We start from the raw sequence: 13,313 nt of genomic DNA on the forward strand, positions 1-13,313 counted from the left end.
TGTCAATCGGCATTCAAACGGGCCCCCTGATCGGCGTCCAAAAGTGACCCCTTTGGCGCGCGGGTGAGCAGGCCCGTGGCGGCGTAGCTTTCCAGCTGGCGCAGCCGACGCGGGCCTGCGTTTTGGAGGGTGTTCAGGCTCGGGTTTTGATGCGCCAGCTGTCGTTGCCGGTCTCGACGATGTCGCAGTGGTGGGTGAGCCGGTCGAGCAGCGCGGTGGTCATCTTTGCGTCTCCGAAGACGGTCGGCCACTCCCCGAATGCGAGGTTGGTGGTGACGATGACGGAAGTCTGCTCATAGAGCTTGCTGATCAGATGGAACAGCAGCTGGCCGCCGGACTGCGCGAATGGCAGGTATCCGAGTTCATCGAGGATGACGAAGTCGAGCCGCATCAGATGTTCTGCAAGCCGGCCTGCCCGTCCGGCACGGGCCTCGGCCTCCAGCCTGTTCACCAGATCGACGACATTGAAGAACCTGCCCCGGGCACCATTGCGGATGACCGCGCGCGCTATGGCCACAGAGATATGGGTCTTGCCGGTCCCGGTGCCGCCAACCAGCACGACATTGCGCTGTTGGCTGAGGAACTCCCCGCTGGCCAGATCTCGCACCAGGGTCTCGTTGATTGGGGTGTCATCGAAGGTGAACTCCTCGATCTCCCGGGCATAGGGCAGCTTGGCGGTGGTGATCTGGTATTTGACCGACCGCGCTTTCTTCTCGTTGATCTCGGCGGCCAGAAGATCTCCAACGATCTGGCGGGGTTCGTGCTGGCGGCGCACAGCCACCGCCATGAGTTCGTCATAAGCGGCGCGCATCCCGTAGAGCTTCAACTCGCCCATTGCAGCCATGATGTCAGCACGATCCATCAGCAGGCCCTCCGCAGCAGATCATAACGGGCGCAGTCCGCCACAGGCTCATGGGTCAACTGCAAGGCCGGAGAGGTCAGCAGAAGCGGTGGTGGTTCCGGATCTCGCCTGCGGGATAGAATATTGAGGATTACATCGGCAGAATGGACGCCTTGCGAGAGAGCTTCGGCACATGCCTTTTGAACCACAGGCATCCCTTCCGTCAGCACAGCGCCGAGGACCTTCACCATCTGGCGGTCGCCATCTGAGGAGCCCTGCAGCTTGCGGCGGATCTGTTCAAGAGCTCCGGGAAGAACCCAGTCCTTGAACGGTGCGCCGTTACGCAGCGCCCCGGGTTTGCGAAGCAGAACAGGCACATAATGCCAGGGATTGTAAACCGTTCGGTCCCGGCCGAAGTGACGCGGGTGGTCTCCGACCAGTCGGCCCTCCTGCCGGATCTCGATCCGCTCAGCATAGGCCCTGATCTCGACCTGCCGCCCGACAGCCGTTGCCGCGACGGAGTATTTGTTGTTGTCGAAGCGCACGAGACAGGTCTTTGACACCGCCGCAGGCAGTGAATGGAATCCGTCGAAGCGCCCGGCATAGGGGACAAGGTGCGGGCGCTCTTCCTGGAAGACCTGCCAGACGGTTTTGTCCGTCAGCTCCGGATGCTTGCTGGTTCTGGCCGAGGCGATGCACTTGTCCAGCAGCCAGGCATTCAGTTCCTCGTAGCTCTTGACCCTGACGCGGGGCGCGAAAAACCGCTGACGGACAGTGCCGACCTGGCTCTCCACCTGGCCTTTCTCCCAACCCGCAGCAGGGGTGCAGGCAACGGGTTCGACCAGATAATGGCTGGCCATCTGCAGGAACCGACGATTGTAGAGGCGTTCCTTGCCGGTGAAGATGGTCTCCACCGCCGTCTTCATGTTGTCGTAGATCCCGCGGGTGCAGGTGCCCTTGAAGAAGGCGAAAGCCCTGTCGTGGGCATCGAACACCATCTCCTGCGTCTCGCGCGGATAGGCCCGCACAAAGAACATCCGGCTGTGGCACAGGCGAACATGGGCCACTTTGATGGTGGTGGTCGCCCCATCGATCACCACAACCTCGTGGCTCCAGTCGAACTGATAGGCTTCACCGGGCGCAAAGCTCAGGGGCACGAAGGCGGCAGAAGCGCCTGAACTCTGAGTGCGTGCCCAGTTCGAGGCGTAGCGGCGCACCGCGTCATACCCACCTTCATAACCGAGACCGCTCAGTTCTTCGTAGATCTGTATCAGAGACTGACGTTCCCGGCTGGACCGCGCGGCGTTGACCTCCAGCAGCCGGTTGAGTTCCCCCAGCCAGGCACCCAGCTTCGGGCGCGGCTGCACCGTCCGGGTATAGGTGAACTCGGTAATCCCGGTGCGGATCACCTTCCGCACCACCTTCTTCGACAGCTTCAGGTCACGGCAGATCGTCTTGATCCCCTTGCCCTCGGTGAAATGTAGCCGCCTGATTTTTGCGATTGTCTCCACGATCAGCATCCCGTGCTCGGCCTCCGATAATCATCGAAGGCACAATGGACCCAACCCCCGGTCGGTGGGGTCCATTTTGGACGCCGATCACCCCAGAAGCGGGGTCCTTATTGCAAGCCGTTCAACAGACGGATCGACACAAGACCCTGTGCAGAAAGCTATCCGTGACAGTCTCATTGCCTTCATGGCGGCAACCTCTCAAGCTCAAGCAGAAGCTACAAAGGAAGCTCAGAAAGCTGGTATAGCTCATGCCAAGGCTACAGAAGGGAAGTATCTTGGCAGGAAGCCTTCCTACGACCGGGCAACCTACAACCTTGTCAGGGACGCTCTCCAAGCCTCTGTGAGCGTATCGGAGATTGCCAGAACGCATAACCTGTCACGTCAGGCAGTCATCAGGATCAAGGACAACCCTGAACAGGCAGAAGCTGCACTAGCCCGTTGGACTTAGCAAAGCTAAGAGTGAACAATGTTGCTTGACTATTTTGTGTAAAGGCTTTGCCTTCATCATTCGGAAGATGCAAGGAGCACTTCCTTGTAGGATTGTGAACGATGGATTCTTTATAGGATGTTTCTGTTGATTCGATGTATGGCCTTGATGACCGGAAGTCACCTAACGGATAGGGTCCCCCCTGATTCTAGGCTAGGCCACCCCCTGGCGTTGGGGTAATCCCCTACATTTCCAAAATAAAAAAAATAAAAATCAAGGCTTTAAGGTAATTGCCCTAAGGCTCAATACCTGATTCTACAAAAAAAATCAGAGTGATTCGCCAGGTAAGTATTGAGGTAGCAAAATACCTAAGCTGTAGGGCAAACCAGTGGGGAAAGTATGTGGGGAAGGAACCCTGCAACCTACTGATTTTAAATGAAAATAGGTTACTGGTGGAGCCGAGGGGAATCGAACCCCTGGCCTCATCATTGCGAACGATGCGCTCTACCAACTGAGCTACGGCCCCATCGGGTGCTATCTCGCCCAGCAGATATGACTTGTCAAGCGGTCAAATCCCGGCTTCTCCGCTTTGCCGACACGGGACCAGCCCGCCCCCGGTCAGGCTGCGATGCGATCACTCTGCCGCATCGGCATAGCTGTCCAACGGCGGGCAGGTGCAGACCAGATTCCGGTCGCCGTGGACATTGTCCACCCTGCCGACCGGAGGCCAGTATTTGTCCACCCGGAACGCCCCGGCCGGAAAGCAGCCCTGCTCGCGCGTATAGGCGCGCGCCCAGGCAGCGACCAGGTCCTCGACCGTATGCGGAGCATGGCGCAGCGGGCTCGCCTCGATGCCGAGGCGGCCTTCCGCCACGTCGGCGATCTCGTCGCGGATGGCCAGGAAGGCGGTGATCAGGCGGTCGATCTCGGCCTTGGTTTCGGATTCCGTGGGCTCGACCATCAGCGTGCCGGCCACCGGCCAGCTCATGGTCGGCGCATGGAAACCGTTGTCGATCAACCGCTTGGCGATGTCGTCCACGGTCACGCCATGGGCGGCAAAGGGGCGGGTGTCCAGGATGCATTCATGCGCAACACGGCCCCGGTTGCCCATGAACAGCACGGGATAGGCCCCAGAAAGCCGGCTCGCGATATAATTCGCATTCAGCATCGCGACCCGCGTCGCCTGGGTCAGCCCGGCCCCGCCCATCATCAGGATATAGGCCCAGGAGATCAGCAGGATCGAGGCCGACCCCCAAGGCGCCGCCGAGACCGCCCCCGCACCCTCGCGCGGGTCGGAGGGCAGGAAGGGCGCCAGATGCGCCTTCACCCCGATCGGGCCCATGCCCGGTCCGCCGCCACCATGCGGGATGGCAAAGGTCTTGTGCAGGTTCAGATGGCTGACGTCGCCGCCGATCTCGCCCGGCCGCACCAGACCGACCAGCGCGTTCATGTTGGCACCGTCGATATAGACCTGGCCGCCATGCTCGTGGGTAATGCGACAAACCTCGCGCAGGCTGTCCTCGAACACGCCATGCGTGCTGGGATAGGTGATCATCGCCGCCGCCAGACGGTCGCCGGCCTTCGCCGCCTGGGTCGCGAAATCCTCCAGATCGATGTCGCCGTTCGGGGCCGATTTCACCACCACGACCCGCATCCCCGCCATCTGCGCCGAGGCCGGATTGGTGCCGTGCGCCGATACCGGGATCAGGCAGACGTCGCGCTCCTCTCCGCGCGAACGGTGATAGGCGGCGATGGTCAGCAGGCCCGCGTACTCGCCCTGCGCACCGCTGTTCGGCTGCAGCGAAAACGCGTCATAGCCGGTGATCGCGCAAAGCTTGTCGGTCAGGTCGGCGAAGACCTCGTGATAGCCGGCAGCCTGGTCCTCGGGGGCGAAGGGATGCAGCGCGGCGAACTCGGGCCAGGTGATCGGCATCATCTCTGCCGCCGCATTCAGCTTCATGGTGCATGAACCCAGCGGGATCATCGCCCGATCCAACGCCAGGTCGCAGTCGCTGAGCCTGCGCATATAGCGCATCATCTCGGATTCCGCCCGGTTCATGTGAAAGACCGGATGCGTCAGGTAGTCGCTTTCGCGGATCAGCCCCTCGGGGAGCGCCGGCGCCACCGCCGGCGCCGCGGGCTCGGCGATGCCGAACGCGTCCAGCACCCGTGCGATCACCCCCGCATCGGTGGTCTCGTCGACCGAAATCCCCACCCGGTCCCGCCCGACCTTGCGCAGGTTGATGCCGCGCTGCCGAGCGGCGGCCAGGATCCCCGCCTGCCCGACACCGACGCGCACGGTGATGGTGTCGAAGAAATTCGCAGGCTCGACCTCGGCCCCGGCCGCCCGCAGCGCATCCGCCAGCGTCACCGCGTCCAGATGCACCCGCTGGGCGATCGCCCGCAGCCCGGACGGGCCGTGGAATACGGCATAGAAGCCCGCCATCACCGCCAGCAGCGCCTGCGCCGTGCAGACGTTCGATGTCGCCTTCTCGCGGCGGATATGCTGCTCGCGGGTCTGCAGCGCCAGCCGATAGGCGCGGTGACCGTGGCTGTCGATGGACACGCCCACGATCCGCCCCGGCATGGCGCGCTTCATCTCGTCGCGGCAGGCCATGAAGCCGGCATGCGGCCCGCCATAGCCCATCGGCACCCCGAAGCGCTGCGCCGAGCCGACGGCGATATCCGCCCCCATCACCCCCGGCTCCTTCAGCACGCAAAGCGCCAAAAGATCGGTCGCCATGACCGCCACGGCCCCCGCCGCATGCAGGGCGGCGATCTCGGCCGTGTAATCCCTCACCTCGCCGAAGGTGCCCGGATACTGGAAGATCGCCCCGAACACCGCCGAGTGATCGCATTCCGCCCCCCGGACGATCTCGATCCCCAGCGGCGCGGCGCGGGTCTCGATCACCGCCACCGTCTGCGGATGCAAGGCATCGCTGACGAAGAAGGCCCGCGCCTTCGACTTCGCCACGCGCTGCGCCATGGCCATGGCCTCGGCGGCGGCGGTCGCCTCGTCCAGCAGGGACGCGTTGGCCACCGGCAAGCCGGTCAGGTCGGCGACCATGGTCTGGAAATTCAGCAGCGCCTCCAGCCGCCCCTGGGCGATCTCGGGCTGATAGGGGGTATAGGCGGTATACCAGGCCGGGTTCTCCAGGATATTGCGCTGGATCGCCGGCGGCGTGACGGTGCCGTAATAGCCCTGCCCGATCAGGCTGGTCAGGACCTTGTTGCGCCCCGCCACCGCACGCATGCGCGCCAGCAGCGCCGCCTCGGACAGCGCCGGCCAGTCCAGCGGCTCGGCCTGGCGGATGCTCGCGGGCACGGTCTGGGCGATCAGCTCGTCCAGGGTCCCGACGCCCACGGCCGCAAGCATCGCCTCCATCTCGGCCGGAGAAGGCCCGATATGGCGCCGATTGGCGAAATCGTCGGGATTGTAATCGGTCGGGATCCATTTACCCATCACTGGCCTCGATGCATCGGGATTGCGCGGGCCGCGAACGCCCCACCTGGCATTTTCCGTTTTCCAAATACCCTCTGGGGGTCCGGGGGGCGAAGCGCCCCCGGCAGCCGCCCCGATCAGCCGATCAGCGCCTGATAGGCGGCCTCGTCCATGAAGCCCGACAGATCGACCGAGGCCGGCCGGATGCGAAAGAACCAGGTGCCCATCGCATCCTCGTTCACCGCGCCGGGATTGTCGGGCAGCGCCTCGTTGACGGCGGTGATCACGCCGCCGACCGGCGCCACGATGTCCGAGGCCGCCTTGACCGATTCGATCACCACGATCTCTTCGCCCGCCGCGACCTCGCGGCCGACCTCGGGCAGTTCGACGAAAACGACGTCGCCCAGCTGCTCGCTGGCATGGGCGGTGATGCCGACGGTGATCTCGTCGCCGTCCTGTTTCAGCCATTCGTGGTCTTCGGTGAATTTCAGCATCTCTGGCCTCTCAGCGCTTGTAGCCGGGTTGATGGAAAGGAAGCGCGGCAATCGCCACGGGAATGCGCCTGCCGCGCAATTCGGCCCAGACCGTCGCGCCGGGCGCCAGGTCCGAGGGCAGGATCGCCATGGCGACCGGCCCGCCGACCGAGGGGCCGAAACCGCCCGAGCAGACCGTGCCGATGGCCGCGCCGCCCTCGGGGGCGGCAAAGATCTCGACCCCGTCGCGGATCGGCGCGCGGCCCTCGGGGCACAAGCCCATGCGGACCCGCGCCGGACCCGCGGCCAGCTCGGCCAGCACCGTGTCGGCGCCGGGAAAGCCGCCCGCGCGCGCGCCGCCCTGGCGCCGCAGCTTCGGGATCGACCGCCCCAGCCCGGCCGCGCCCGGGGTGGTCGCGGCATCCATGTCATGGCCGTAAAGCGGCAGCCCGGCCTCCAGCCGCAGGCTGTCGCGGGCGCCCAACCCGATGGGCGCGACCCCGGGCTGGTCCAGCAGCGCCTGCGCCAGCTCGACCGCCAGCCCCTGGGGCACGACAATCTCGAAACCGTCCTCGCCGGTATAGCCCGAGCGGCTGACCCACAGCCGCACCCCCCGCCAGTCGAACTCGGCCACGTCCATGAAGCGCATGGCCCCGACGCCGGGCAGCAGCCGCGCCAGCACCGCCTCGGCCTCGGGTCCCTGCAAGGCCAGCAGAGCGCGATCCGTCACCGGCAGGACTTCGATCCCCAGCGCCTCCAGCCGGCGCAGATGGGCGATGTCCTGTTCCGCGCAGGCGGCGTTCACCACCAGATAAAGGTGGTCGCCCTTGTTGGCGAACATCAGGTCGTCGAGGATGCCGCCGTCCGGCGCGGTGAACAGCCCATAACGCTGCCGGCCCGCCGCCAGCCCGACCACGTCGGCGGGCACCAGCGTCTCCAGCGCCCGCGCCGCGTCCGGACCGCGCAGGATCACCTGGCCCATGTGGCTGACATCGAAAAGCCCGGCATGGGCGCGGGTGTGCAGGTGCTCGTTCAGCACGCCCATCGGATATTGCACCGGCATCTCCCAGCCGGCAAAGGGCACCAGTTTCGCGCCCAGCGCGACATGCAGGTCGTAAAGCGGCGTTCGCTTGAGCTCGGCCATGGGCATCCCCTGTTTCCCGGACGGGATGATCCCGCCCGCATCAGATGCCCCCTCTGTCCCTGCCCGGCCACGGGCGCCTGAGATCGTTATCCCTTCGGCGGGCGGCCTGAACCGCCTCTCTCCAGAGTCTTCACCGGAAAACGGTCCCTTCGCCTGAGAGATTCCCGGGGCGGTTGCTCCTTCGGCCCTGGCTTGCGCCAGCGTCTCCCGATTTCCGACTTAAGTCGTAGCCCGCGCCCATGCGGCTGACAAGGGTCTTCCATCGATTTGTCGCATGGATTCCATGCCTCAGATCGTGATGTTCGAGGCGCCGCCGTCCAGCAGGATATTCTGGCCGACGATGAACCTTGCGTGCTGGCTGCACAGGAAGGCACAGGTCGCGCCGAAATCCTCGGGCCGGCCATAGCTGCGGGTCGGGATCGTCGCCTCGCGCTTGCGGCGGGCCTCGGTGATCTCCAGCCCCTCGGCCTGGGAGACGCCCTTGTCCAGCGCATAGGCGCGCTCGGTCGCGTGGATGCCGGGCAGCAGGTTGTTCACCACCACGCCCGAAGCCGCCACCTGCCGCGACATGCCGGCGACAAAGCCGGTCAGCCCGGCCCGGGCGGTGTTCGACAGGCCCAGCTGCGCGATGGGCGCGCGCACCGACTGCGAGGTGATGTTGACGACCCGGCCCCAGCCGCGTTCCATCATGCCCGGCACCAGCGCCTGCATCAGCGCGATGGCGGTCAGCATGTTGGCGTCGATGGCCTTGATGAAATCCTCGCGGGTCCAGTCTGTCCAGCTGCCGGGCGGCGGGCCGCCGGCGTTGTTGACCAGAATGTCGGCCTGCCCGCCCAGCGCCTCCAGGACGGCGGCGCGGCCGTCCTCGGTGGTGATGTCGGCGGCGACCAGCGTGACGGAAACCCCGTGTCGCGCGGCGATGTCGCGGGCGGTGGCCTCCAGCGTCTCGGCGCCGCGCGCGTTGATGACCAGATCGACCCCGGCCTCGGCCAGCGCCTCGGCGCAGCCCCGGCCCAGCCCTTTCGACGCGGCGCAGACAAGGCCCGTCTTGCCCCTGATCCCCAGATCCATCGGCTTTTCTCCCGTTCAACCCGGCGACAGGGAAGCGCGGGCGGCGGCGATTGTCCAGTTCAGAAGCAGAGGATCTCGGCCTCGGCCTCGGCGCGGTGATAATTCGCCACCATGTCGTTGGTGCCGGTGTTGCGGAACGAGGCCGAGCGTTCGCCGGGAACCTGGCGCATGGCCAGCACCGTCTCGGCCTTGACGTAATCGTCATAGGACAGGACCGAGGCGATCTGGTCGATGGCGCAGCTGCATTTTTCCAGCATCTCGCGGGTCTGGCCGTTCGTCGCCATGCAGACGAAGACGTAATCCGCCCGCGCATTGGTGGGATAGTCGTTCACCGCCTGCGCCACGGCCGATCCGGCCCAGACCGCAAACGCCGCCACAAGGGTCGCCCGGATCATCATTGCAACACCATTTCGCTGTCATAGGCGGGCCGCCCGCCCGCCAGGGGGCCGGTCCGCGCCACCAGGCCGCGGATCGGCCGCTTGGGATCGTCCAGGGTGAAGCGCAGCTCCAGCGTGTCGAAGCCGAACATGCGGTCGCGGTTCTCGTCCCCCTTGAAGGGCGTAAAGACGGCGACGGTGGCGCCGCCCTCGTGCCGGACCTCGCCGCCCTGGAACAGCGCCTCCTTGATCCGGTTGCGGATGTAGAAGGGGCTGCCGCCGGTCAGCGCCGCCATGTCGCGGGCGGTGGATTCCAGGAAGAAGGTCAGCACCGGATCGCCGCCCGAGACCGGGAACGGCCCCAGCTTACGGGTGATGCGCGGGGTCTTTTCGGCCAGTTCCAGCACCGGCTTGCCGTCCGAGGCATCGACGCCCTCGCTCAGCGACAGGGTGCCCTGCCCGGCCGGCCGGAAACCCTCGACCTCGGGGCCGGTCTGGGCCAGCGTCCAGACCAGCGGCGCGGACAGGTCCCAGGGCGCGCGTTCGGCAAAGACTAGGTCGCCTGCCTCGCCCGCGCAAAGCGGTGTGGCGGCGGCAGTTGCGGCGGCCACCAGCCAGGCCAGGACGGTACGACGCAGAAATCCCATGTGCTTCCCTGCCTCCTTAACGGGAACTTGCCCCCGGCCGGAGCATGGGAAAAGTCCATGCCCGGCTTTATCCTGCTTTGGTCTTAGGCCAGCATCTGGCACAGCATGGCCTGCAGATCCTCGGGACGCACCGGCTTTTCCAGCAGCGGCACGTCGATGGCGTGGCTGGCGCGCGCCAGTTCCGGGGCGCGCTGCGCCGTCACCAGGATCGCCGGCACCGGCTGGCCGGCGGCCTGGCGCAGCGCGGCGATGGCCTGCAATCCGGTGTCGCCGTTGTCGAGGTTGTAATCCGCGATCACCACGTCCGGCGGCTCGTCGCCCATCTGGGCCAGCGCCTCGGCGATCCCGCCCGAGACGCGGGGCACCATGCCCAGCCGGTCCTTCAGCACCAGCTCCAGCGCCCGGCGCATGGCGTCGTCGTTTTCCACCACCAGCGCCACCCGCCCGCGCAGGGACGGGCCGGCGCCTTCGCCGTCGGGGCGGGCGGTCTCGGCCCCCCGCGCGGCCAGGGGCAGGCTGACGCGAAAGACGGTGCCGCGCCCCGGCTCGCTGTCCATGGCGATGGGATGGCCCAGCTTGGCGCAGGCCCGGCGCACGATCGACAGGCCCAGCCCCATGCCCGGCACGCCGCCGCCCTCGCGGCCGATGCGCTGGAACTCGTCGAAGATGCGGGCGCGGTCGGTGGCGGCGATGCCGATGCCGGTGTCGAAGATTTCCAGCCAGGCGCGTTCGCCCCGCTTGCGGACGCCGACCAGCACCCCGCCGCGGTCGGTATACTTGATCGCGTTCGAGATCAGGTTCTGCGCGATCCTGCGCAGGAAGGTCGGGTCGCTCTCGACCACCGCCGAGGTCGGCGCGAAGCTGAGCCGCAGCCCCTTGGCCTCGGCCATGGGGGCGTATTCCACGGCAAGGCGGCGGAACATGTCGCCCAGATCCACGGGTTTCCTCTGGAACTCGATGCGCTGGCTGTCGAGGCGCGAGATGTCCAGCACCGCGTGCATCAGTTCCTCGACCGATTCGAAGGCGCCCGACAGCCGACCGGTCAATTCGCTCTGGAATTCGTCCAGTTCGGTGTCCTTCAGCGCCGACAGGAACAGCTTCGCGGCCGACAGCGGCTGCAGCAGGTCGTGGCTGGCCGCGCGCAGGAAACGGGTCTTGGAACGGTTCGCCTCTTCGGCCGAGGCGCGGGCCACGGCCAGTTCGCGGTTGCGTTCCGACAGGTCGGCCAGAGCCTGCTCCAGCTCGCGGGTGCGGACCTGCACCTCGCGCTCCAGCGCCAGCGCGGCCTGGAACATCGACCAGGCCGAGCCGCGGCTTTCCTCCAGCCGGTCGATGCGCTCGACCAGGACGTCGGCGATGCGGGCCAGCTTCTCGACCCGGCGGGCCGGGGGATCGTCGTCGCGCAGGAACATGGCTCAGCCCGGCTCGGGCGGCATCAGGGCCATGCCGACGAAGGTCTGGTTGACGTGCATGCCGCTGTGCTGCTCGCCATAGGTGTTGAAGCCGGCGACGCGGTAGCGGGCCAGCAGTTCCGACATCTGCGGGATCATGCCGGCGCGTTCCAGCGCCAGCCGGCGCAGGATGCAGTCGAAGCCCAGCACCATCAGCGGCGGGCGCGGCAGCGCATCCATCATCTCGGCAAAGCCGCGGGTCATGTCCATGGCCCGGCCCAGCGTCAGGATATGGCCGGGCTCGGTCCCCGACATCAGCTGCAAGCCGCCTTCCGGCGTCACCGCGCGGATGGCGCGGACGTGGTGGCGCTTGCCGGTGCGCAAGAGCAGCGGGTGGCGGGCGAATTCGGTCGGCGTCAGCGCATCCGGCCGCAGCCCGGCCAGGCGGGCGTATTCCTGCGCCGCCGGCTCGGCGTTCAGTTCCAGGATGATGCGGTTGTGCGGATCAGCCGCCGTCACCACCGCCCGCCTGTCGGTCGGGCTGAAATGCGAAAACAGCACCTCGGACACCGCCAGGTCGGTCTCGACCAGCAGGAACAGCGCCGCGCCGGAATGGATCATGCCGTCGACCATCTGGCAGCTGGGCGCGAACAGGATGCCCTCGGCGCTGGAGCCGCCCACCACCGGCAGCCCCGGGATCGCCGCGTCCAGCGTCGCGGTCAGTACGTCCTCCTGCCGGGCATGGGCGTCGGGCAGCAGCACCCCGAAGACCGAGCGCCGCAGGTCAGGCCGGAAATCGGCGTGGAAGCGGCGCAGCACCGCCATCCATTCCGAGGCCGGCACCAGGGCCTGGTCGCGCAGCACGCAGATGCCGATGCGGAAGCTGGCCGAGGGCAGGCCCACCGCCGTCACCGTGGCGGCGCAATAGCCGCGCGGCCCGATCTCGCCCGCCGAGGAACAGCCGACGACGCGGCAGTCCGCGCCCAGACGGCGGCGCAGCTCGATCCCCAGTTCCGGCATCCCGCAGCCGGGCGTCCCGAAAAGCAGCACCAGCGCCGGATCCAGCGGTGCCATCGCCCGGGCGATGCTGGCGGCCATGTCCGTCGCCTCGGCCGGGACCGACACCGCCAGGGGCGGCGCGCCCGCGCCGGCGCGGGCGGCCTCCGGCCAGGGCGCGGCGCCGCTCATGCCGGCTCGAACAGCCGGACGCTATTGGCCAGAAGCACCGCCTGGGTCCGGCGGCGGGCGTTGATCTTGGACATGATCGCGGTGATGTGGGTCTTGACCGTGGCTTCGGCGATCGACAGCTCGTAGCTGATCTCCTTGTTCGCCTTGCCCTGGCAGATCAGCCGCAGGATCTTCATCTGCTGCGGCGTCAGGCTGGCGAAGCGGCGGGCCAGTTCCACGCGGGCGGCATCCTCTTCGCCGACGCTGTCGGGCTGGTAGCTGTCGGGGGTCACCCGCTCGCCCTCCCACATGCGGCGCAGGCTGTCGACCAGCGCCTCGCGGCCCAGCGACTTGCTGACATAGCCCTGCGCCCCGGCCGCCATCGCGGCCGAGATCATGGCGTTTTCCAGGTCGGCCGAGATCATGGTGATCGGCACGTCCGGGATCTGGCGGCGCAGGGTGACCAGCCCCTCGGCGCCCTTGGCATCGGGCAGGTTCAGGTCCAGGATCACCGCATCCGGCGCGCCCTGCGACCGGATCTGTTCCTGCGCCGCCGCCAGGCTGCGGGCCGTGCGTACGTTCTTGAGCCCGAAGCTGATCTTCAGCGTCAGGGCCAGCGCGTCGCACATCAGCGGATGGTCGTCCACGATCAGGATCTCGCGGACGCGTTCTGCGGAAAGCCTTGGCGATACGGCGCGATCCTGCGTCTGCATTTCGGCTGAGGCCATCGTTCTCCTCCCAAAGAAACGACAGGGGGCCGGGGGGTTGGCACCCCTCGCCCTGGGGCTTCTATCTTACGACCCCGGGCCGGGGGCGCAAGGG

Annotated in this window: 11 protein-coding genes, 1 tRNA gene and 1 riboswitch; all 12 genes read right to left on the minus strand. The window is 66.8% G+C overall.

The window, feature by feature from the left end:
• Positions 1-133 precede the first annotated feature (133 nt).
• Positions 134-862: an IS21-like element helper ATPase IstB gene (istB, locus tag JCM7685_RS14165; protein ID WP_028030902.1), complete on the minus strand. Its 729-nt coding sequence runs from the start codon at positions 860-862 to the stop codon at positions 134-136.
• Complete coding sequence (gene istA, locus JCM7685_RS14170) at positions 862-2,361, minus strand: IS21 family transposase (protein WP_090271472.1); 1,500 nt, start codon at positions 2,359-2,361, stop codon at positions 862-864. The genes istB and istA overlap by 1 nt, the downstream gene beginning before the upstream one ends.
• Positions 2,362-3,229: 868 nt before the next feature.
• A tRNA-Ala gene (locus JCM7685_RS14175) sits at positions 3,230-3,305 on the minus strand.
• Positions 3,306-3,413: 108 nt separating this feature from the next.
• On the minus strand, positions 3,414-6,242 hold the full coding sequence (gcvP, locus tag JCM7685_RS14180; protein WP_074969326.1) for an aminomethyl-transferring glycine dehydrogenase: 2,829 nt from the start codon (positions 6,240-6,242) through the stop codon (positions 3,414-3,416).
• Between the two features lie 116 nt (positions 6,243-6,358).
• Positions 6,359-6,715: a glycine cleavage system protein GcvH gene (gene gcvH / locus JCM7685_RS14185; protein WP_083412844.1), complete on the minus strand. Its 357-nt coding sequence runs from the start codon at positions 6,713-6,715 to the stop codon at positions 6,359-6,361.
• Between the two features lie 10 nt (positions 6,716-6,725).
• On the minus strand, positions 6,726-7,838 hold the full coding sequence (gene gcvT, locus JCM7685_RS14190) for a glycine cleavage system aminomethyltransferase GcvT (RefSeq protein WP_074969324.1): 1,113 nt from the start codon (positions 7,836-7,838) through the stop codon (positions 6,726-6,728).
• A gap of 131 nt (positions 7,839-7,969) precedes the next feature.
• Positions 7,970-8,058: riboswitch (glycine riboswitch) on the minus strand.
• A gap of 68 nt (positions 8,059-8,126) precedes the next feature.
• Positions 8,127-8,909, minus strand: coding sequence for an SDR family oxidoreductase (locus JCM7685_RS14195; RefSeq protein WP_074969322.1), 783 nt, complete (start codon positions 8,907-8,909; stop codon positions 8,127-8,129).
• A gap of 59 nt (positions 8,910-8,968) precedes the next feature.
• The gene (locus JCM7685_RS14200; RefSeq protein ID WP_074969336.1) at positions 8,969-9,304 is read right to left on the minus strand and encodes a hypothetical protein; all 336 of its coding nucleotides are present in this window, start codon (positions 9,302-9,304) and stop codon (positions 8,969-8,971) included.
• Positions 9,304-9,933, minus strand: coding sequence for a hypothetical protein (locus tag JCM7685_RS14205; protein WP_074969320.1), 630 nt, complete (start codon positions 9,931-9,933; stop codon positions 9,304-9,306). The genes JCM7685_RS14200 and JCM7685_RS14205 overlap by 1 nt, the downstream gene beginning before the upstream one ends.
• Positions 9,934-10,016: 83 nt before the next feature.
• On the minus strand, positions 10,017-11,345 hold the full coding sequence (locus JCM7685_RS14210; RefSeq protein ID WP_074969318.1) for an ATP-binding response regulator: 1,329 nt from the start codon (positions 11,343-11,345) through the stop codon (positions 10,017-10,019).
• A gap of 3 nt (positions 11,346-11,348) precedes the next feature.
• Positions 11,349-12,512, minus strand: coding sequence for an FIST N-terminal domain-containing protein (locus JCM7685_RS14215; protein ID WP_074969316.1), 1,164 nt, complete (start codon positions 12,510-12,512; stop codon positions 11,349-11,351).
• Positions 12,509-13,219 (minus strand): response regulator, encoded by a 711-nt coding sequence (locus tag JCM7685_RS14220; RefSeq protein WP_074969314.1) that lies wholly within the window; start codon positions 13,217-13,219, stop codon positions 12,509-12,511. Before JCM7685_RS14220 ends, JCM7685_RS14215 begins: the two co-directional genes overlap by 4 nt.
• Positions 13,220-13,313: the final 94 nt, after the last annotated feature.

It is taken from the genome of Paracoccus aminovorans (assembly GCF_900005615.1).
Classification (GTDB): domain Bacteria; phylum Pseudomonadota; class Alphaproteobacteria; order Rhodobacterales; family Rhodobacteraceae; genus Paracoccus; species Paracoccus aminovorans.

Excerpts from the sequence above, each read along its gene's own strand:
- istB (WP_028030902.1), bottom strand. The coding sequence starts at position 862 with ATGGATCGTGCTGACATCATGGCTGCAATGGGCGAGTTGAAGCTCTAC.
- istA (WP_090271472.1), bottom strand. The coding sequence starts at position 2,361 with ATGCTGATCGTGGAGACAATCGCAAAAATCAGGCGGCTACATTTCACC.
- gcvP (WP_074969326.1), bottom strand. The coding sequence starts at position 6,242 with ATGGGTAAATGGATCCCGACCGATTACAATCCCGACGATTTCGCCAAT.
- gcvH (WP_083412844.1), bottom strand. The coding sequence starts at position 6,715 with ATGCTGAAATTCACCGAAGACCACGAATGGCTGAAACAGGACGGCGAC.
- gcvT (WP_074969324.1), bottom strand. The coding sequence starts at position 7,838 with ATGGCCGAGCTCAAGCGAACGCCGCTTTACGACCTGCATGTCGCGCTG.
- JCM7685_RS14195 (WP_074969322.1), bottom strand. The coding sequence starts at position 8,909 with ATGGATCTGGGGATCAGGGGCAAGACGGGCCTTGTCTGCGCCGCGTCG.
- JCM7685_RS14200 (WP_074969336.1), bottom strand. The coding sequence starts at position 9,304 with ATGATCCGGGCGACCCTTGTGGCGGCGTTTGCGGTCTGGGCCGGATCG.
- JCM7685_RS14205 (WP_074969320.1), bottom strand. The coding sequence starts at position 9,933 with ATGGGATTTCTGCGTCGTACCGTCCTGGCCTGGCTGGTGGCCGCCGCA.
- JCM7685_RS14210 (WP_074969318.1), bottom strand. The coding sequence starts at position 11,345 with ATGTTCCTGCGCGACGACGATCCCCCGGCCCGCCGGGTCGAGAAGCTG.
- JCM7685_RS14215 (WP_074969316.1), bottom strand. The coding sequence starts at position 12,512 with ATGAGCGGCGCCGCGCCCTGGCCGGAGGCCGCCCGCGCCGGCGCGGGC.
- JCM7685_RS14220 (WP_074969314.1), bottom strand. The coding sequence starts at position 13,219 with ATGGCCTCAGCCGAAATGCAGACGCAGGATCGCGCCGTATCGCCAAGG.